Raw genomic sequence first — 19,771 nt, 5'->3', positions numbered from 1 at the left:
CACGCTCCATGTTTTCCCTCCTTCCTATCACGCTAGCGGCATTTGCGCTGCTGGCGATTATTATCGTCATACTGATTCGTACCACTGCGTTGCGCTTATGGCAGGGCATGGTGCTGTTTTTACTGCCGTTGGTGCTGGCAAATTTGCTGTGGTTTAGCTGGTTGCATCCCCGGCAAGAGCGGCAGGCATTGGAAACGGACGTGGCGAATCAATTAAGCCTGGCACCAGGCTATCGCCAGTTGAAAACGCAAGAGCCGGCGCTGTGGCAAATGCTTAATCGCGAGCTGCTGCACAAGCGCATGGAAGGCGTGCCCGCCGATTTGGCCTTGGGTGAATTACGTGGTTGGTTGATGGATTTGGTCAATCAACGTATGGCGCGTGCGGATGATGAGACGCTACTCAATTATCTGCGCGTCTCGGTAGAAGAGATGCAGGCGTTGCAACAACCTGAACCGCAACGTTGTTTCCGCTTCCTCTATCCACAGGTCAACGGCGGCATCAATCTTCAGCAAGCGTTGTCCCCTGAACTGTATCAGCGAGATGCGCAGGCGCTGGACCAGCTATTGCAAAAAAGCACGGGTGAGGAGCGACCGGTTGATCAACAGGCTGCGCAACGTGATTTGCAAAGTGTGGTGGAAAAACTCTACGGCAAATGGGGTGATAAACTGCAGCAGCTCAACATGCCCGCCGATACCGCTGTTGATCGCAGCGCCATGTGTGCCATGTCGATCGATCTCTACAGCGGCATTCTCGCATTGCCTGCCAAACAGTCAGCCAATCTTTTGCGTAAGATGGTCAGCCTTACCGGTTAGGTTTACGCGCAAAAAAAGCCCGCTCAGCGCGGGCATGAAGGTCACTATCAGTTTGTTTTTCTCGTATCACCTGGTGTGGTGCAGACTTTGTATTGTCTGAAATCATCATGTCACCTCACACGTGATATGGAAAACCGTTTGGTTTGATTGATTTGATTGGTAAAAACTCTGTTTTATTGAACATTTCGCGCCAGTTTCCTATAGATGCGCACGGCGTTGCCTTTTAGACTGCTTCGCCTGAAGAGGACACCTTAATGAAAAAAATGCTTATTAGCGCCATGGCGCTTTTTATGCTGGCCGGTTGTAGTGTCAGCAAACCCGGTGGATTTGAACGTGTTGACGAAGACACCAGCTCAAATACTGTGCAGTACCGTTTTGACCCACAGACGTTAAATAGAGATGCCATGGAAGTCGATCTGGCGAATTATTGTAATCAACGTGGGTTTGATAAAGTGGAATCGTTGCCGGCGCAGGACAGCCATCTTCCCGGATTAAAGAAAGCCTGGTATCAATGTAATTACGCGGTGAAAAGCTAAAAAAATAGGGCGGGATAATTTCCCGCCCTTTTTATTTTATTATTATTTGCTGTGTGTGCTTTGCCCAATTACCAGTGACGTCCATGGTAGCCACGGTCATGGTGCCATCCGCCACCGTGGCCCCATCCCGGGCCGCGGCCATCATGAACGATACAACCACTTAACATAGTCATAATGGCAATAACCGAAGCAGCTTTAATTAATGTTTTCATGGAGAGTCCTCCTCTTTTCCAATGAAGCCAGATTACTGGGGAAAAGTGGAGTGAAGATGCAGTAAATGTAGAGTTATTTCTGGATCTATTGCCAGATGTGTCAATTTAAAGCTAAAAACGTCAGGGCAGGGAATAAACCAATCAGATAAAACCGAATGCCTGTTTATAGTAGCGCGAATAGTCTGAAATGCAATTCTAATTAACAGTTATTCTCAATTCGCTTCTATTTATGTAGAAATGATGGAGAAGAGAGATGCCGCATTTTTATGCGGCATCTGATGGCGTTAATTATGCAGCAAAGGTTCAGCGACGTTTTGACGATTTGGCAGACGGATGCTGAGTGACAGCACCAGTGAAATCACCAGCAGCGTCATGATTAAGCTAAAGGTCACGGTAAAACCGCCAAACACGGAAGCCACCAATGAGCCCATTACGCTGCCGATGCCGAAACCGAGGTAAATCAAACCGTAGTTTTTCGTCAGATTATTCAGGCCAAAGAAATCACTGATCAATGAAGGGAACACAGTAATGGTGCCGCCAAAACTAAAGGCGACGCATGCTAGCGACAGGAAGAAGGTGGTTTCATTCATGCGGGTGAACAGCAGAATGCTCATACCCACCAGAGAAACGATTTGCGCCAGTGATATCACCCGGATGCGCGCCACCTTATCAGAGAGCACACCCAAAATAAGGCGACCGCTCAGATTGGCAATGGCAATCACGGTAACGGCATTGGCTGCGGTTTGCGTGGTCAAATGCACCATACCTTCGCCGATATCTTTCGCTACGCCAATCACATACAGACCGCTCATGCAGGCCGTCAGGAACATCAGTGCCAGCATCCAGTACTGCGGTAAACGCACGGATTGCGCCAGGGTGTAATCTGTCTCCTGGTGTGAAGCATTGCCATTGGCTTTTTGTACCGGCGCATCACGCATCATCAGTGCACCGATAATAATCATGCTCATCGCCAGCACACCCCAAATCATAAAGGTGTTTTCAAGACCGTAAGTGCTCAGCAGCGCACCACAAATAAACTTGAAGCCGAGGCTGCCTAAACCATAAGCACCAATGGAACAGGCTGAGATCAGTCCTTTACGCTCCGGGAACCACTTCACGCAGTTGGACAGCGTCATCAGATAACCTGCACCATCGGCCAGACCGACCAGAATCCCGGCGCTGAGATACAGCATCATCAGGTTATCAGCGTGAGCCGTCAGCCAGAATCCAATCGCCATCAGTATCCCGGCGCCAATGGTGACGTTACGGACACCAAAACGTTCCTGTAATTTCCCAGCCAGCGATGACGCTATCGCCAACCCAAGACTGAGTAAACCAAACGAGAAGGCGACCTGGCTGATCGGTGCATCCAGCTTGTGCGCCAGCTGGCCGTTAAACAGGCTCCAGGTATAGACCGAGCCCAGTGCAAACTGCGTGATGATGGTGCCGATAAGGGTAAGCATACGGGTACGCTGAAATTGAGCGGATGTGGCTGTTTTCATTTTTGTCTCTCCCATCAGGGAATGCGGAATCTGCAGCGATAATAAGCGCACTACGCGCGCGCAGGGCGGAGCAGGGCATCAAGAGACAGGACCAGGGAATGAAATGCAGAAAATCGGGTATGAATGGCGTTTAACAGCAATGATGTCATTTTAAGCGCACCGGTTGCTATGGGTAAACATGTGTAACCAGGTGTGATAAGCGCACCCATTTCGCGGCAAAATGGCAAAACTTTGCCAGGATTAAAACTCAATCAACGGGAGGAAATATGAAAGACCGAGCATATGAATCCGCGTCCAGCGAGGATGAAGTTTGCTGCATCATCGGTCAGGCGGTGATCGAGTTAAGCGATGAGCATCAGCCTGTGAATAAATCCACGCTGTCGCTGAAATTACTGGCTATGGCCGATCGCGACAGAGATGATGAACGCGTTCTGCTTTACTGGATTGCCAGAAAAGCCATCAATAAACCTCACCAGCTCAATATCGGCGTCCAGGGCTGGCGTTAGAGGACCAAAGAGCGGGCGCAATGCCCGCTCTCGCTATTTAGGCCAGACGTAATTTTCGTGCCGTGGGCCAGCGCACAAACATCACCATGTTACCCGCCAAAATCATCACCAACCCGACAATCGCATTGCTGTGCCACTGGTATCCTTCATAAACCGTCGACAGTGTCAGTGCGACCAACGGAAACAACAGCGTACTGTAGGCGGCCTGGCTGGCTCCAATACGACCCACCAGCGTGAAATAGGCACCAAATCCCAGCACTGAACCAAAAATCGCCAGATAGCTCATTGAGCCAAGCCATTGCAGATTGAACGCGGGAGCAAGTGAATCGCCGTTCAGAAGGGCTACAATTGCCATGATGATCGCGCCATAAAACATGGCATAACTGTTGGTGGTGAGTACATCACGCTGGCGGCGCTGGTGACGAGTGGAGATCATATTGCCGAATGAGAAGCCGAGAGTGCCCAAAGCGCTCAGTCCTACACCCCACAACAGTTGTGGAGCCGGATGCGCTGCCTGAATGTCATTCCAGAATAAAGCAACAATTCCCCCCAAGCCGAGCACTGCCGCTGGCAGCAGACGAAACGGCGGGCGCTGACGGAAGAATATCCAGCTGTTGAGGGCGTTATACAGCACCGCCATCGAGAAGATCACCGACTCTAATCCACTGCTGATCCACGCTGCCGCATGATAGAAACAGACGAAATTGAACCCAAAAACACAGCAACCCTGCAGCAAGCAGAATAGGTGATCCTGTTTGTCCAGCGGACGCAGGCGTTTTATCAGTTTTAGGATCACCAGCATTAGCACTGATGCCAACAGGAAGCGCCAGAATACCGCCACCAGAACTGGCGTGTTGGCGGCTTCCTGTTGCAGAAAAATAGCAATCCAGGTGGTGCCCCAGATCAACACCACCGCGAGGTACAACACAATATTCATCGCATGCTCTCCAGCAAAATCATTGCCCATAGTTTGATGGATCGGAGGGCTATCGGCTTGCATGCGGTTGCGTGGTAATTGCAAAATCTTGCGCTTTTTACGCTGATGTCCTGTGCTGGCCTGTTCTCTGGCCGCGGAGATCCGTAAACTATGCTCATTAACCTGTGAGTGGACCCCTTTGATGCCCGACTATCAGACCTTTGACATGCTGCAGCGCCATAAAGCGCAACTGCGCGATAGCGTGCAGCTGTCGGGTGGCATCAAGTTGGCGGCTTGGTTCAATAGCGGCGATCGTGTGACCAACCTCAGCGATCATCATACGTTGAGCCTGTATACCGCAGATGGCTACGACACCTGGCATAAAACCGAACACGGCTGGCGCAATGGTGGTGGACCGGACAGATTTTGTTTGATGCCTTCTGGCATTGAATCAACATGGGATCTGCGCGCGGATCTCTCATTTGTGCATCTTTACTGTACTGACGAGCATCTGCGCCATCTTGGCGAACAGATTTGGGATCGCAGTCCGGCACAGCTTAATCTGCATGAAAAATCTTTGCCGATGATGATCGCATCACGCAGCTTTATCGCCATTTTCTGTTGAGCGTGGACTGGCAGCAACCCGCCAACCAGCTGATGTTGAGCAGCGCCTCAACGTTGTTAATGACGCACCTTTTGCAGCGTTACAGCGAGGTGCAATGGCAGGCGCCACAGGTGCGCGGTGGATTAGCGCCAGCGGTGCTGCGCCGTGTGCTGGCGTTTATTGATGCTCAGTTAGATCAGCCTTTAACGCTGGCGCAATTAGCTGCAGAAGCTGCCTTGAGTGAGTATCACTTTGCGCGCATGTTCCGCAGCAGCGTGGGCGAAGCGCCCCATCAGTTCGTGATGCGCCGCCGTATGGACACTGCATTGCAACTGCTGAAGTTCAGTACTCTTCCGTTAACAGAAATCGCGCTACGCTGCGGTTTCCACTCGTCCAGTCACTTCAGTAACCGTTTCCGCCAGTTGCATGGCGTAACCCCTTCCGCATGGCGCCAAAACGCGCACCCGCTTTGATTTCACTGTAATTGCCTGGAACAGGCAGGTTCTAACTCCGAGAAACGTCTCAGATTCATTCACTCAATCGCTATTTATGGTGATTTCTTCTTCTATTTAGATAGAATTCCATCCATTAACATGTTGTTTTTAATGTGATAATTACATGTTCAGCTTATGCGGAGTGGTAACGATGGAAATGCGCGTGTCAAAGCTTGAAGCCGATGTATCTGAAATGAAGACAGATATTAAAACGTTGAAAACCGATATGGAAACGGTGAAAACCGACCTGGCGGTGATCAAGTCTAACTACGTAACGAAAGCCGATTTACATCAGGAAATCGCCAAAACGCATGTAGAGATCGCCAAAATTCATATAGAGATGACAAAACAAACCAAATGGATCTTGGGCGCAATAATGAGCGCAACTGGACTCAGCTTGGGTATAGCTCGCTGGCTGTTTTAAGGAGGGAGGAATGTCTGAACTGGTGTCCCCTGCAGGAATCGAACCTGCAACTAGCCCTTAGGAGGGGCTCGTTATATCCATTTAACTAAGGAGACGCGGCGCGCAGTATAGCGTACCAACCAGCAGAATTTAACCGCGTAAATCCTGTTTGCTCAATCTATCAACAATGTCGTGCCACATTTCACTGTTGTTTCTTCTGTGCTTTCTCTTTGCGCTTCTGCTCCGCCTTCGCTTTAGCCTTCGCCGCTTCGCTCATATCATTGCGAATTTGAGCATGGCTGATCAGCGCAAAAATCAACGTACCGCCGGTAATATTCCCCAGCAGCGTGGGAAGGGCGAACGGCCAGAGAAACTCCTGCCAGGGCAGGGTGCCGGCAAACACCAAATACAGCACTTCCACCGATCCGACCACAATATGGGCCAAATCGCCCAGCGCCACCAGCCAGGTCATCATCACAATCACCACGATTTTGCCGCGCCCGCATAAGGGAACATCCAAACCATGGTGGCGATGATCCAACCTGAAATAACGGCATTAGCAAACATCTCGCTGGGGGAGTTATCCATTACCTTCTCGCTGATCACGGTGAAGGCCTGCCGCGTCGCATCGTCAAAAATCGGCATGTGATTAAACGCCAATGCACCCAGCGCGGTGCCGATCAAATTTCCCGCCAATACCACGCCCCACAGGCGTAATAGCAGTAAGAAATTTCCACCGGTAGGTTTGTGCATAACCGGTAAAACAGCGGTGACGGTGTTTTCTGTGAACAATTGCTGACGCGCCATGATGACGATGACAAAGCCAAAGGTGTAACCCAGATTCTCTAGCAAAAAACCGCCCGGCACCTCTTCCAGATGCACATGGAAAATGCCTTTTGCCATCAGCGAAGCGCTCATCGAAAGCCCGGCCGCTATGGCAGACCACAATAAGGCCATACCATCACGCTCTAACTCCTTCTCCCCGTCCTGCCGAATCTCTTCATGAATCGCCGCAGCCCGCGAGGCAGGGCATCTTCATCCACTTCTATCTCTTTTCCCTGGTCCTTCTCATCGCTTTCAACATCGTTGTCATGTTCTGAAATGGATGGTGATTGCTTCATGTTTTCTCCCGGTGATAATGCCAGCGCGTAATAAGCGTAGACGGTTTTATCAAGGGCGAAATGTTACGAAGATTCAATTTAAGAGTAACAAGATTTTAACTGAGGCGATTTTTTGCGCAATTCCTTGATCTGATGCGCACGAATACCCCCTTTGAGGGAAGTGAGAGCCACCTCACAGACTTCGGCCCACAGATTCATTGTGGTATTATCCCCGCCTCTTTTCACTGCTGCGATTCCCTCTTTCATGCTCGAAGTCATTAATCTCTCATGCGTTCGTGATGAGCGAACCCTGTTTCATGGGCTGAGCTTCCATGTGCAACCGGGTGACATTGTGCAAATTGAAGGCCCTAACGGCGCAGGAAAAACCTCACTGTTGCGCCTGCTGGCCGGCTTAAGTCGGCCAGAAGAGGGTGATGTGATATGGCAATCGCAGCTGATTCGCCAGCAGCGCGAAATATGGCACCAAAACCTGCTTTATCTTGGCCATCATCCTGGCGTGAAGTCGGTACTCTCGCCTCTGGAGAATCTCCATTTCTGGCACGGTCATCGTGATGAAGAGGCCATTTTTGACGCACTAGAACACGTCAATTTGCTGGGATATGAAGAGGTGCCGGTTGCGCAGTTATCGGCCGGGCAGCAACGACGTGTGGCACTGGCGCGACTGTGGCTCAGCCCGGCAACGGTGTGGATCCTCGATGAGCCGCTCACCGCCATCGATAAAGGCGGTGTGGAAAAATTAATGGCGCGCTTTGCTGAACATGCCGATAACGGAGGCATCGTGATTTTGACCACTCATCAGGATTTGCCAGGTGACAATGGTCGCGTGCGCAAAATTCGTCTGACGACGGAGTGGGCTTAATGTTAGGCCGAGTGATTCAGCGCGAATTAAAAATTGCGTTCCGTAGCGGTGCAGAAGTGATTAATCCGCTGTGGTTTTTCCTGATTGTTATCACCCTGTTTCCGTTAGGTATCGGGCCGGATCCACAGCAACTGGCGCGCATTGCGCCGGGGATTGCATGGGTCGCTGCGTTATTAGCCTCATTGCTGGCCCTTGAACGACTGTTTCGTGACGATTTTCTGGATGGTTCGCTGGAGCAACTACTTTTGCTGCCAACGCCGCTACCGGTGACGGTGCTGGGAAAAGTGATCGCACACTGGCTGATCACCGGGCTGCCGCTGATTTTATTGTCACCGCTGGCGGCATTACTGCTGTCGCTGGATTTTCCCGGCTGGCGCGCGATGGCGCTAACCCTATTACTCGGCACGCCGACTTTGAGTTTCCTCGGTGCGATTGGCACCGGTCTGACCGTCGGGCTGCGGCGCGGCGGCGTACTTCTGAGTTTACTGGTATTGCCGTTGTCGATACCTGTCCTGATTTTTGCCAGCGCGGCGATTGATGCCGCCGGTCAGGGATTGCCGATCGGAGGTTATCTGGCAATTCTTGGCGCGATGCTGGCAGTGAGCGCAACACTTTCGCCGTTCGCAACTGCCGCGGCCTTGCGCATCAGTCTGCATTAATCCGTGCCGCCTCAGAGCAGCCGGAATCCGAATTCTTTTTATTGTGAGCTATGCAAATGTGGAAATGGTTACACCAGTGGGCAAAGCCTGAGCGGCTTTACCAGCTATGCGGTCGCTTAATTCCGTGGTTCGCCGTGCTTGGCGTGGCAACACTGCTGCTCGGTTGGGTGTGGGGCTTTGGCTTTGCTCCGGCAGATTATCAGCAAGGCAACAGCTTCCGTATTATGTACATTCACGTGCCTGCGGCGATGTGGTCAATGGGCGTTTACGCTTCCATGGCGATTGCGGCATTCATTGGCCTGGTGTGGCAGATGAAGATGGCCGATTTAGTGTCCACCGCGATGGCACCGATTGGTGCCGTGTTTACCTTTATCGCGTTGATCACCGGCTCCGCATGGGGCAAACCGATGTGGGGCACCTGGTGGATTTGGGATGCCCGCCTGACATCGGAACTGGTGCTGCTGTTCATCTATATGGGCGTGATTGCACTCTATCACTCGTTTGACGATCGCCGCACCGCCGGTCGTGCCGCCGGTATCCTGATTCTGGTCGGTGTAGTTAATCTGCCAATTATTCACTTCTCGGTGCAGTGGTGGAATACGCTACATCAGGGGTCGTCGGGCATTTTGCAGCAGGCGATTGCGCCAAGCATGCGAACGCCACTGCGCTGGGCCATTCTCGGTTATCTGCTGGTGTTTGGCGCTCTGACACTAATGCGCCTGCGTAACCTGATCCTGTTCACCGAGCGTCATCGTCCGTGGGCGATTGATGTGGCACAGGGAGGGCGCAAAGCATGACCCCAGCTTTCGCATCATGGAGCGATTTCTTCGCCATGGGCGGTTATGCCTTCTATGTTTGGCTCGCCGTTATCCTCACGTTAATCCCGTTGTTCGGTTTGGTGCTGCACACCGTGCTGTTCCGTCGCCGTTTGTTGGCTGAGATTCGCCAACGTCAATCCCGGGAGCGCCGCATCCGCGCGGCCAAATCGAAAAAACTGCCAGTGAAGCAGCAGGAGAATCCGTGTGAATATCCGTCGTCGTAATCGCCTGTATATGGTGGTGGCGATTTTGGTCGGCTTAGGCTTGGCCACATCGCTGGTGATGTATGCGCTGCGTTCCAACATCGATCTGTTTTACACCCCGAGCGAAATTCTGTACGGCAAAGGTGAAGCGCACCAGATGCCGGAAACCGGCCAGCGCCTGCGCGTCGGTGGCATGGTGATGCCGGGCAGCGTTAAACGCGATCCGAAGACCCTGGCGGTTTCTTTCAAACTGTATGACGCCAACGGCGTAATCAGCGTCAGCTACGAAGGCATCTTGCCGGATTTGTTCCGTGAAGGGCAGGGCGTTGTTGCTCAGGGCGTGCTGGAAGATGGCAACCTGGTCAACGCCAAAGAAGTGCTGGCGAAACATGACGAAAAATACACTCCGCCTGAAATTGAAGATGCAATGAAGCAAAACCACAAAGGACCTGCAGCGACATATCAGCAGGCAGGTGCCCAATCATGATGCCGGAAATTGGCAGCTTTCTGCTGTGCCTGGCGCTGGGATTAGCGCTGCTATTAAGTATTTACCCGCTATGGGGTGCAGCCCGTCAGGACGCGCGCTTGATGGCGATGGCTCGTCCGCTGGCCTGGGGCATGTTTACCTGTATCGTCGCCGCCTTCGTGTTATTAGTGCATGCGTTTATCGTTAACGATTTTAGCGTGGCCTACGTTGCCACCAACTCCAATACCCTGTTGCCGGTTTACTACCGTATTGCGGCCACATGGGGAGCGCACGAAGGATCACTGCTGCTATGGGTACTGCTGCTCAGCACCTGGACGGTAGCGGTGGCGATTTTCAGCCGCGGAATGCCGCAGGATGCGCTGGCGCGCGTGCTGTCGGTGATGGGGATGATCAATCTCGGTTTCCTGCTGTTTATCACGCTGACGTCTAATCCGTTCACCCGCACCCTGCCGAATTTCCCGGTTGATGGTAACGATCTGAATCCGATGCTGCAGGATATCGGCCTGATCTTCCATCCACCGTTGCTGTATATGGGCTATGTCGGTTTCTCTGTGGCGTTTGCGTTTGCTATTGCGTCACTGATGGCGGGGCGCCTGGATACTGCCTGGGCGCGTTGGTCACGTCCGTGGACCACGGCGGCCTGGGTATTTCTGACCATTGGCATCGTGCTCGGTTCGGCCTGGGCCTATTACGAACTGGGCTGGGGTGGCTGGTGGTTCTGGGATCCGGTAGAAAATGCCTCCTTTATGCCATGGCTGGCCGGCACCGCGCTGATGCACTCGCTGGCGGTAACGGAAAAACGCGGCAGTTTCAAATCGTGGACCGTACTGCTCGCCATCACCGCATTCTCGCTAAGCCTGCTGGGCACCTTCCTGGTGCGCTCCGGCGTGTTGGTCTCCGTGCACTCGTTTGCCTCGGATCCGGCACGTGGCATGTTTATCCTCGCCTTCCTGGTGATTGTGATTGGCAGCTCATTGCTGCTGTATGCGATTAAAGGTGGCAAGGTGCGCAGCCGCGTGCAGAGCGAAGCCTGGTCGCGTGAATCCTTCCTGCTGGGCAATAACGTGTTGTTGATTGCCGCCATGCTGGTGGTGCTGCTGGGTACGCTGTTGCCGCTGGTGCACAAGCAGCTTGGTTTGGGCAGCATCTCTGTCGGCGAACCGTTCTTCAACACCATGTTTACGTGGTTGATGGCACCGATGGCGCTGATGATGGGCATCGGTCCGCTGGTGCGCTGGCGTCGTGATGAGCCGCAAAAGTTGTGGAAACGCCTGGGTGTCGGCTTGCTGGTGACGTTGATTCTGTCTATCGCGCTACCGTGGCTGCTGCAGGATCGCATCGAAGCGATGACGGTGATTGGTTTGCTGATGGCGATCTGGGTGATTATGCTGACGTTGATGGAATTGCACGAGCGCGCGACCCATCGTCACAGTTTCTTCAAAGGCCTGCGCCATTTATCACGCAGCCACTGGGGCATGGTGCTCGGCCATCTTGGCGTGGCAGTCACCGTGGTGGGCATCGCTTTCAGCACGCAATACAGCGTAGAGCGTGATGTGCGCATGAAGTCCGGCGATACCGCAGATATTCACAACTATCACTTCATTTTCCGCGATGTGCACAACCTGCAAGGGCCGAACTACAGCGGCGGTGTGGCGGTTATTGACGTGACGCGCGACGGTAAATTTGAAGCGGTACTGCATGCGGAAAAACGCTTCTACACGGCGGCACGCACCATGATGACCGAGGCGGCAATCAGCGGCGGTTTCACCCGCGATCTCTATGCCGCGTTAGGCGAAGAGCTGGATGATGGTTCATGGGCGGTGCGCATTTACTACAAACCGTTTGTGCGCTGGATCTGGTTCGGCGGGGTGTTTATGGCGCTGGGTGGCTTACTGTGCCTGCTGGATCCGCGTTACCGCTCGCGTAAAAAAGTACCGCAGGAGGATCTGGCATGAGTAAGAAAATCCTGTTTATCCCGCTGGTACTGTTCTTGCTGTTGGCCGCGGCGCTGTTGTGGCAGCTGTCGCGCAATGCCAACGGTGACGATCCGACGCGTCTGGAATCGGCATTGATTGGTAAGCCAGTGCCGGTGTTCAAACTGGAAGCCCTCGACAAGCCGGGTAAAATCTACGATCAGCAAGTGCTGACCGACGGCAAACCGATCCTGCTCAACGTGTGGGCCACCTGGTGTCCCACCTGCCGTGCAGAGCATCAGTATCTCAACACGCTGGCCGAAAAGGGCATTCGCGTGGTCGGTCTGAATTACAAAGACGATCGTACTAAAGCCGTCACCTGGCTGAACACGCTGGGTAATCCGTACGCACTCAGTTTGTATGACGGCGACGGAATGTTGGGGCTGGATTTGGGCATCTACGGCGCTCCGGAAACCTTCCTGATCGATGGCCACGGCATTATCCGTTATCGCCATGCGGGCGATCTGAATGACCGCGTCTGGAACGAAGAAGTGAAACCGCTGTGGGATAAATACAACAAGGAGGCGGGCGCATGAAACGGCTGCTTCTTTTGTTAGCGGGCATTTTGCTCAGCACCAGCCTGTGGGCGGCGATTGACACTTATCAGTTCGACTCGGTGCAGCAGGAAGAGCAGTACCGCGATCTCACGGGCTCACTGCGCTGCCCGAAGTGTCAGAACAACAGCATTGCCGATTCCAACGCGATGATTGCCGCTGACATGCGCCTGAAAGTCTACGAGCTGATGAAGCAAGGTCAGAGTCGCCAGCAGATCATCGATTACATGGTGGCGCGCTATGGCAACTTCGTCACCTATGAACCGCCGGTGACGCCTTCAACGCTGATTCTGTGGGTCGGGCCTGCGCTATTCGTGGTGCTCGGCGCGCTGATTATTATTCTGCGCAATCGCAAAGGGAAAACCCGTAGCGATCTCGATGACGATGAACAACAACGCCTTGCGGCGATTCTAAAGCGTGACGGGAAGCCGTAATGACTGGATTCTGGATTACCCTGATTATTTTGCTGGTGGCGGCCTCAGCGCTGTTTCTCAGTGCGGGCTGGCGTCAACGTCAAGCCAGCAGCGGCGATCGCGATCGCCTGAATACCGACTTCTACCAGCAGCGTTTGCGCGAGCTGGAACGCGACGAAGAAGAAGGCGTGGTCGCCGAGCGCCCAGAGATGGTGCGTGAACTGCAACAAACGCTGCTCACCGATGTGCCGAATGAGCGCGCGGCGCGTATCCATCACAGTAGCCGTTGGGTGCTGTTACCGGGTTTAATCGTGTTGATTTTGGTGTCGGTGGGTTTTTACCTGAAAACCGGCGGTCTGGCGCAACTGGCGGGTTGGGTCAGCGTGCAGCAGGAGTATCCTCAACTGCGCGCGCGCGTGATGGATCCAAAAGCCGCGCCCTTAACCATGGAAGAGTTGGCGCGTTTACAGTTGGGCTTGCGGACTTCCCTGCAGGACGATCCGCAGAATCTGAATGACTGGACGATGCTAGGGCGCTTGGGCATGGTGCTGAACAACGCGACCAATGCCAGCCAGGCGTTCGAACGTGCATTGCAACTGGCACCAAACAATCTGGAACTGCAGCAGGATTATGCCGAAGTGTTAACGCGCTCCAGCGATCCGCAGGACAATCGCCAGGCCAATGTGATGCTGAAAGACCTGTTGAAACGCGAACACAGCAACGTGCGCACGTTGAGCTTATTGGCATTTAATGCTTTTGAGCAGCAGCAATATGATCAGGCAATTGGCGCCTGGCAGGTGATGCTGAAGCTATTACCCGCCGGTGATAAGCGTATCACCATGATCGAGCGCAGCATTGAACAAGCGAAAACGGATGCGGGACAGCAAAATAGTCATCTGGCATTGACGGTGAGTTTAGCCCCGCAGGCAGAAAAAATGTTACCGCAAGGCGGAGTGATGTATATTTCTGTGTCTGACGGTGTTTCACCGGTGCCCGTGGCTGTGAAGCGCTTACCGCTTAGCCACTTCCCGTTATCGCTCACGCTGGATGACAGCAACGCCATGATGCCCGATCGCCTGCTTTCGGCGCAGCATCAGGTGCAGGTCAGGGTGCGTATTTCGCGCGATGGTAGTGCTAATCCTCAGTCGGGTGACTGGTTTGGCTTAAGCGCGATTACCCCCTGGGATAGTCATCAGCAACTGGCTGTGGAAATTAATCAACAGCAGCCCTGAAGCGATACATTTTTCATCCGCACAGGGAGATAAGAATGAATAACCGCCTGACCGGTCTGGCGCTGGCCAGTTTGCTGTTAGTGGGTTGTGCCAGCTCGAAGCCGGCCGACCCAACACAGCCTGCACAGCGCAGCGATCCGCTCGAAGGCTTTAACCGCACGATGTTTAACTTCAACATGAACGTGCTGGATCCTTATGTGGTGCGCCCGGTTGCGGTTGCCTGGCGCGATTACGTGCCGGTGCCTGCGCGCAGCGGTATGAGTAACTTCCTCGGCAACCTGGACGAACCGGCGAGCATGTTGAACTCGATTCTGGTCGGTGAACCGCGCCAGGCCGGTATCCACTTCACACGCTTCTTCCTCAATACCGTATTGGGGCTGGGCGGATTTATCGATGTGGCAGGCAAAGCCAACCCAGAACTGGCGCGTGAAGTGCCGCACCACTTTGGCAGCACGCTGGGCCGTTATGGCGTGGGCTATGGTCCATATGTGGTGCTGCCAGGTTATGGCAGCTTCACCGTACGTCAGGATGGCGGCGACTATGTCGATACGCTTTATCCGGTGTTGAGCTGGCTCACCTGGCCGATGTCGATCGGTAAGTGGACGATTGAAGGCGTGGAAACGCGCGCGCAACTGCTGGATTCCGATGCCATCCTCAAACAGCAGCAGGATCCGTATGCGTTTATTCGTAATGCCTACTTCCAGCGCAATGACTTCCTCGCCAATGGCGGCAAGTTGAAGCCGGAAGAGAATCCAAATGCTGGTGCGATTCAGGACGATTTGAAAGACATCGATTCTCAGTAAAATTGAATGGCGGCTTTCTCAGCCGCCATTGTTTTATGCCTGCTTAACGGGCTGCTTAAGCAAAATCCCCACCACGATCGCGCATCCGAATGTGATGGCTGCCAGGCCATAAAGCAGTATCTGATACGCATGCTGCACGTTGAGTCTGAGCAGCGATGCAGAAATCTGCGGCAGTAATTCCTGTGCTTGATGAATATGACTTCCGGATAACCACACGGCAGCGTTGTCACGCGTGGCGCTATCCAGGTCAGGTAAGCGCTGCTGCAAACCAAAGCGATTGAGCAGTGCCAGCAGCGCCATGACGATTGCCAAAGCAATGCCTTCTCCGGCCACGCGCACCGTATTAAACAATCCCGCCGCCATGCCCGCACGATCCACGGATACCGCCGAGACGGCGAGGCCATCCATTAATCCCCACGGCAAGGCGGCTCCCGCACCGGTAATGGCCATAGAAACGGCAAGTAGAGTCAGTTCATTCAGAGTGATGGCATACGCCATGCCGATCAATCCCAGCGTGGCCAGCAACAGGCCTGCTACCGAGATTTTACCCGCGTCAAACCAACGCGTTAATCCAGCCGCACGCCCGGGAACAGCAACATCGGGGCCGTCAGAGACAGCAAAATAATTGCGCTCTGGGTTTCGCTGAGATTACGTGCGCCCATTAAAAAAAGCGGGATAACTATCAGCAAAACCACATAGCAATAGCAGGTTGCAACGGGCAACAGCAACACCCCAGCAAAGTGCGGCTGACGCAGCAATGCCAGGCTAAACACGGGATGGGCGACACGCTGCGTATGGCAAATGAAGCGCCAACCCGCCAGCAACGTCACGGCAATGCCGACGATCGCGGCTGAGGACGATACGCCATATTGGGGTAACAGGATCAGCGTGGTGGTGAGCGCAAAGAGGGCGAGGCTAAAAAGGGCCGTGCCGCGAATATCTGCCGGTGGGGAATGTGCCGCTGGCGCGGAGACCACACTGAACTGGCCCACCAAACCCACGATAGCCGCCAGAGCAGACAGCAGCGCATACACCCAACGCCAGCTAAGCGCATCGGTGATCACGCCCATTAACAGTGCACCAAACGCCAGCCCGACGCCAAACAGCGTACCAAGCAAACTAAATGCCCGCGTGCGTGCCGGTCCACTGTAAAGATGGGCCAGTGCCGTCGCTCCGCCGGCCAACGTGAGTGCCGCAGCGATGCCCTGTAATGCACGATAAATGCCGAGGGTAAACGTGCTGTCTGTCAGGGCAATCAGCAATGAGCTGAGGGAGAAAAGAGCCAGCCCTGCGATGAACACTCGCTTGTAACGCAGTTTGTCTGCCGCCACGCCCGCCGCCAGCAAACCGCTGCCGAAGGTCAACATAAAACCGTTGGTTAACCACGCCAGCGACAGTGGCCCGCCGTGCAATGCCTGGCTGATGGCGGGAGTGGTGACAACGCCGCCGGTAAACTCAAGGGGAGCAACAGCGCAGCCAACAAAATGGCCAGGGTTGCGCTGATTGTGACGCCTGAAACTGAGGGAGTGGTGATTTCCGCCATCGATTGTCTCGCAAAGAGTGGGATAGATGACGCCGCATATTATTGAGGATATAAAGGATGATAAATGGGCTAAGGCTCCATACTTTGCGGATGAAAGGTTTATTATCATGGACAGTCTCACCGCGTTAACTTCGTTTGTGCGCACGGCTGAAACACTCAGTTTTGTGCAGGCGGCGCAGCTGCTGGGAATTTCGGCCTCGGCGGTGGGTAAAAATGTCGCCCGGCTTGAACAGCAACTGGGCGTGCGGTTGTTCAACCGCAGCACACGCAGCGTGAGTTTGACGGCTGAAGGCGTACTGCTTCTGACGCGCACGCGCCCGATCCTCGAACAGTTGCGTGACGTCGAGGCGGAGATAACTCAAGCGGTGGCCCATCCGAGCGGTAAACTGCACGTGTCACTGCCGGTGGTGGGATATCGACTCATCACGCCACTGTTGCCACAATTTAGTCAGCTTTATCCTGATGTTGAACTGGATTGTGATTTCAGTGACCGTTTGGTCAATGTGATTGATGAAGGATTCGACGTGGCGATTCGCAGCGGCGAAATGCAGGATTCCCGGCTACAGGCACGAGCGTTGGGGCCTTTCCGCTTCGTGTTGTGTGCCAGCCCCGGCTATCTCGCCGCGCGTGGTGTACCCTTATCCAGCGCAGCGCTGATCACGCATCACTGCATCCTGTTCCGCTTTCCAGCAACGGGCTTGATTCAACACTGGGAACTGAACGATCTGCGTGTTACGGGAGATTTCCAACCGCTGAAAACACTGACGGTGAATAACATTGAAGCGATGGTGCAGAGTACGCTGGCCGGAATGGGGATCAGTTATGTGCCGGATTTCGTGGTATGGGATCTTCTGGATCAAGGCAGGCTGGTTGAGGTGTTGCCAGGAAGCTGCATCCGCGAAAGTGGATTTTCAGCAATTTGGCCCGGGCGCTATTTATCACCCCGCGTGCGCTGCTTTATTGATTTTCTGGCGGAGCATTGGCCGGTGTCGCGCCGGCAATAAAAACGGCGACATCACTGTCGCCGTTGTTCAAACTGCTTTTAGTATCAGAACTTGTAGTTAAAGTTCGCGCCGTACAGCCAGGCCTTACCTTCGGAGTTGAAGGTGTAAGGGCCTTCTTTCACCGTGACTTTCTGTCCGTGCATGTAAGAGATACCGAGGTCAACTGACGCATCTTCATTGAAGGCGTAAGAAGCACCGGCACTCAGCCACAGACGATCCTGGTCTGGAATCGAGATGGAACGCTTATCGGCAGGTACCGGGCTGTCATCAAAGGCGATACCGGTACGGAAGGTCCAGTTATCGTCGTAGAAATAAGTGGTACCCAGCGCGATGCGATACGCATCCTTGAAGCCTTCATCTTTATAGAACAGCGTCTGGCCGTTGCTGCCAGTGGCTTTCAGTTCCTGGAACTGGCTCCAGCTGGTGTAGGTCAGGCTGTAGTGCACGGCCCACTGCGGTGCCACTTTATGCCAGCCCGACAGTTCCCACATTTCTGGCAAGTTCAGCGTGAGTGAACCTGGAATGGTTTGGCCGCTGGTACCGTAAGGCAGACCTAAGGCAATCGCCTGCGGTGTGCCGTTGTAAGCGGTTGGGATGCTGCTCTTATAATCGCCGTCAAAGTCGATTTTCACTTCTGAACGATAGGTGAAGCCGAAGCGGTTGTTTTTATCCACTTCATACAGGATACCGGCATTCCAGCCGTAGCCCCATTCATCACCTTTCAAATGCGCAACCTGAGTATCGGCTGGCATGCCGACACGTGCCCCGGCTTCACCGGCGTAACGCTCGATTTTCGCTTTGGCATAAACCGCATCAAAGCCGACACCGAAGCTAAAATGCTCATTCAATCGATAAGCAGTGCTAAGGTTAAAGTTACCGGTCATCAGGTCGGTTTTACCGCCGTATCCGCCTGCGGCGTAACCGTCATTGAACTCCGTCGCCAGACCATAGTTGGAGGTGACAGATGCACCCACCCACCATTGGTCGTTAATCGGATGAACATAATGAAGGTTTGGAATCCACTGATTCGGTGCGATGTTTTTCGCATTGAGGCTGTTGCCGGTTGGGCTCTGGCCGCTGATATCCACTTCCGGATCAATATATACCGCACCGATGGAGAACGAAGGGCGATCCATCAATGCCATGGTGGCCGGGTTACGACTGGCGGATGCAGCGGTATCGCCCATTGCACCTTCACCTGAATAAGCGCGACCTAAACCAATTGCTGAGAATTCATTAAGTTGAAAGCCTGCGGCGTAAACTTGGGACGAAATGAGCGCTACTGCAGCTGCCACGGCTGACTTTGCAAACAGGTTTTTATGGTTCATGACCACAACCTCATCTAGATTTATTATTAAACGTTGTTACGTCGCGTAACAAAGGACGGCGGATTGTAGGGACTGATGACAAAGGCACATATCAGACCAGTGCGACGAGTATAGGTCCGACCTGTGTATTTGTTGCAATATTGTTTTTCAGATATTTCAAACTTGATCGATAAAATCAGATCTGCTTAACAAAATCTTGTCGATGCTCATCTAGCATAGCGGTCAAATTTGTTCTGGATCAATTTTTAGTGTGATATTCGTCACTTAGCAGCGGGGAGATAGATGCCAGGTCGCAGGGGGCGTACACTTTGCCTCAGAAAATGATCCGATTGTGTCGATTTATCGTCAGGAGAAAACAATGACTGATGCCATTAAAAAATGTAGTGCTAACGAAACGGCTGCTTGCTGCTGCGTGGATGTCGGCACCGTGATGGACAACACCGATTGTACCGCCAGCTGGTCGGGGGTATTTGCCGATCGTCATGCGGCTGAAGCGATGCTGAAGCACTTAACAGATAAAGCGCGTCAGGTTGAATCGGAACCCTGTGAGATCAGCGCTGACTTCGTTGAAGAAGCGCCAGGCGTGCGCCTCAATGTTGATTTCACTTTTTCCTGCCAGGCTGAGACCTTTATTTTCCAACTCGGCTTACGCTAATCCCGCTGCTGCCGAAAGCCCTTTCGGCAGCGTTATGCTTTTTTCGTGTCTTCCCTCGCACTTTTTTTTCTTCTGTTATTGGCGACTTAGCAACACCTGGTTAACACTGGTGATCAGGTCAGACCTGTTTGGCA

Annotated in this window: 18 protein-coding genes, 1 tRNA gene and 4 pseudogenes; 17 read left to right on the top strand and 6 right to left on the bottom strand. The window is 53.4% G+C overall.

Annotated features, from left to right (window positions below):
• The first annotated feature begins 8 nt into the window (after positions 1-8).
• Positions 9-812, top strand: coding sequence for a hypothetical protein (locus HA45_RS15000; protein ID WP_100701171.1), 804 nt, complete (start codon positions 9-11; stop codon positions 810-812).
• 254 nt (positions 813-1,066) lie between these two features.
• Complete coding sequence (locus tag HA45_RS14995) at positions 1,067-1,348, top strand: putative periplasmic lipoprotein (protein ID WP_100701170.1); 282 nt, start codon at positions 1,067-1,069, stop codon at positions 1,346-1,348.
• 496 nt (positions 1,349-1,844) lie between these two features.
• On the opposite strand, the gene HA45_RS14990 is transcribed toward HA45_RS14995, so the two are convergent.
• Positions 1,845-3,062, bottom strand: coding sequence for an L-lactate MFS transporter (locus HA45_RS14990; protein ID WP_100701169.1), 1,218 nt, complete (start codon positions 3,060-3,062; stop codon positions 1,845-1,847).
• Between the two features lie 266 nt (positions 3,063-3,328).
• Here HA45_RS14990 and HA45_RS14985 point away from each other — a divergent pair, with 266 nt between their 5' ends.
• Positions 3,329-3,568, top strand: coding sequence for a hypothetical protein (locus HA45_RS14985; protein WP_100701168.1), 240 nt, complete (start codon positions 3,329-3,331; stop codon positions 3,566-3,568).
• A 37-nt stretch (positions 3,569-3,605) separates the two neighbouring features.
• Here the strand turns inward: HA45_RS14985 and HA45_RS14980 are convergent, their stop codons facing one another.
• Complete coding sequence (locus tag HA45_RS14980) at positions 3,606-4,505, bottom strand: DMT family transporter (protein WP_100701167.1); 900 nt, start codon at positions 4,503-4,505, stop codon at positions 3,606-3,608.
• Between the two features lie 181 nt (positions 4,506-4,686).
• Here HA45_RS14980 and HA45_RS14975 point away from each other — a divergent pair.
• Both HA45_RS14975 and HA45_RS14970 read left to right on the top strand, forming a co-directional pair.
• Positions 4,687-5,561, top strand: a pseudogene (locus HA45_RS14975) (helix-turn-helix transcriptional regulator).
• Between the two features lie 178 nt (positions 5,562-5,739).
• On the top strand, positions 5,740-6,006 hold the full coding sequence (locus HA45_RS14970; RefSeq protein WP_240629195.1) for a hypothetical protein: 267 nt from the start codon (positions 5,740-5,742) through the stop codon (positions 6,004-6,006).
• Positions 6,007-6,026: 20 nt separating this feature from the next.
• On the opposite strand, the gene HA45_RS14965 is transcribed toward HA45_RS14970, so the two are convergent.
• Positions 6,027-6,101, bottom strand: a tRNA-Arg gene (locus HA45_RS14965).
• A gap of 86 nt (positions 6,102-6,187) precedes the next feature.
• A pseudogene (locus HA45_RS14960) lies at positions 6,188-7,106 on the bottom strand (formate/nitrite transporter family protein).
• 244 nt (positions 7,107-7,350) lie between these two features.
• Here HA45_RS14960 and ccmA point away from each other — a divergent pair.
• The 10 genes and pseudogenes from ccmA (at position 7,351) to mlaA (ending at position 15,107) form a co-directional block, all read left to right on the top strand.
• Positions 7,351-7,965: a cytochrome c biogenesis heme-transporting ATPase CcmA gene (gene ccmA / locus HA45_RS14955; RefSeq protein WP_100701162.1), complete on the top strand. Its 615-nt coding sequence runs from the start codon at positions 7,351-7,353 to the stop codon at positions 7,963-7,965.
• Positions 7,965-8,624 carry a heme exporter protein CcmB gene (ccmB, locus tag HA45_RS14950; protein WP_100701161.1) on the top strand — a complete coding sequence of 220 codons (660 nt, stop codon included), beginning with the start codon at positions 7,965-7,967 and terminating at the stop codon, positions 8,622-8,624. Before ccmA ends, ccmB begins: the two co-directional genes overlap by 1 nt.
• Before the next feature lie 56 nt (positions 8,625-8,680).
• Positions 8,681-9,421: a heme ABC transporter permease gene (locus HA45_RS14945; protein ID WP_100701160.1), complete on the top strand. Its 741-nt coding sequence runs from the start codon at positions 8,681-8,683 to the stop codon at positions 9,419-9,421.
• Positions 9,418-9,650, top strand: a pseudogene (gene ccmD / locus HA45_RS14940) (heme exporter protein CcmD). Before HA45_RS14945 ends, ccmD begins: the two are co-directional and overlap by 4 nt.
• On the top strand, positions 9,647-10,132 hold the full coding sequence (gene ccmE / locus HA45_RS14935) for a cytochrome c maturation protein CcmE (RefSeq protein ID WP_100701158.1): 486 nt from the start codon (positions 9,647-9,649) through the stop codon (positions 10,130-10,132). The pseudogene ccmD and the gene ccmE overlap by 4 nt, the downstream one beginning before the upstream one ends.
• Positions 10,129-12,087 (top strand): heme lyase CcmF/NrfE family subunit, encoded by a 1,959-nt coding sequence (locus HA45_RS14930; protein ID WP_100701157.1) that lies wholly within the window; start codon positions 10,129-10,131, stop codon positions 12,085-12,087. The genes ccmE and HA45_RS14930 overlap by 4 nt, the downstream gene beginning before the upstream one ends.
• Positions 12,084-12,641 (top strand): DsbE family thiol:disulfide interchange protein, encoded by a 558-nt coding sequence (locus HA45_RS14925; RefSeq protein ID WP_100701156.1) that lies wholly within the window; start codon positions 12,084-12,086, stop codon positions 12,639-12,641. Before HA45_RS14930 ends, HA45_RS14925 begins: the two co-directional genes overlap by 4 nt.
• Positions 12,638-13,093 (top strand): cytochrome c-type biogenesis protein, encoded by a 456-nt coding sequence (locus tag HA45_RS14920; protein WP_100701155.1) that lies wholly within the window; start codon positions 12,638-12,640, stop codon positions 13,091-13,093. Before HA45_RS14925 ends, HA45_RS14920 begins: the two co-directional genes overlap by 4 nt.
• Positions 13,093-14,304, top strand: coding sequence for a c-type cytochrome biogenesis protein CcmI (ccmI, locus tag HA45_RS14915; RefSeq protein WP_100701154.1), 1,212 nt, complete (start codon positions 13,093-13,095; stop codon positions 14,302-14,304). Before HA45_RS14920 ends, ccmI begins: the two co-directional genes overlap by 1 nt.
• A gap of 35 nt (positions 14,305-14,339) precedes the next feature.
• Positions 14,340-15,107, top strand: a complete 768-nt coding sequence (gene mlaA, locus HA45_RS14910) for a phospholipid-binding lipoprotein MlaA (protein WP_100701153.1) — start codon at positions 14,340-14,342, stop codon at positions 15,105-15,107.
• Positions 15,108-15,140: 33 nt separating this feature from the next.
• Here the strand turns inward: mlaA and HA45_RS14905 are convergent.
• Positions 15,141-16,650, bottom strand: a pseudogene (locus HA45_RS14905) (MFS transporter).
• A 107-nt stretch (positions 16,651-16,757) separates the two neighbouring features.
• Here HA45_RS14905 and HA45_RS14900 point away from each other — a divergent pair.
• Positions 16,758-17,654 carry a LysR family transcriptional regulator gene (locus HA45_RS14900; protein ID WP_100701369.1) on the top strand — a complete coding sequence of 299 codons (897 nt, stop codon included), beginning with the start codon at positions 16,758-16,760 and terminating at the stop codon, positions 17,652-17,654.
• Positions 17,655-17,698: 44 nt separating this feature from the next.
• On the opposite strand, the gene fadL is transcribed toward HA45_RS14900, so the two are convergent.
• Positions 17,699-18,982, bottom strand: a complete 1,284-nt coding sequence (gene fadL / locus HA45_RS14895) for a long-chain fatty acid transporter FadL (RefSeq protein ID WP_100701151.1) — start codon at positions 18,980-18,982, stop codon at positions 17,699-17,701.
• 358 nt (positions 18,983-19,340) lie between these two features.
• Here fadL and HA45_RS14890 point away from each other — a divergent pair, with 358 nt between their 5' ends.
• A complete protein-coding gene (locus HA45_RS14890; protein ID WP_100701150.1) occupies positions 19,341-19,637 on the top strand; it encodes a YfcZ/YiiS family protein in 297 nt (98 codons plus the stop codon).
• The last annotated feature ends 134 nt before the right edge of the window (positions 19,638-19,771 follow it).

This window comes from Pantoea rodasii (assembly GCF_002095465.1).
GTDB classification, from domain to species: Bacteria; Pseudomonadota; Gammaproteobacteria; order Enterobacterales; family Enterobacteriaceae; genus Pantoea; species Pantoea rodasii.
The sequence above is the reverse complement of the archived record's forward strand: the minus strand, read 5'-3'. Positions and strand labels throughout refer to the sequence as shown.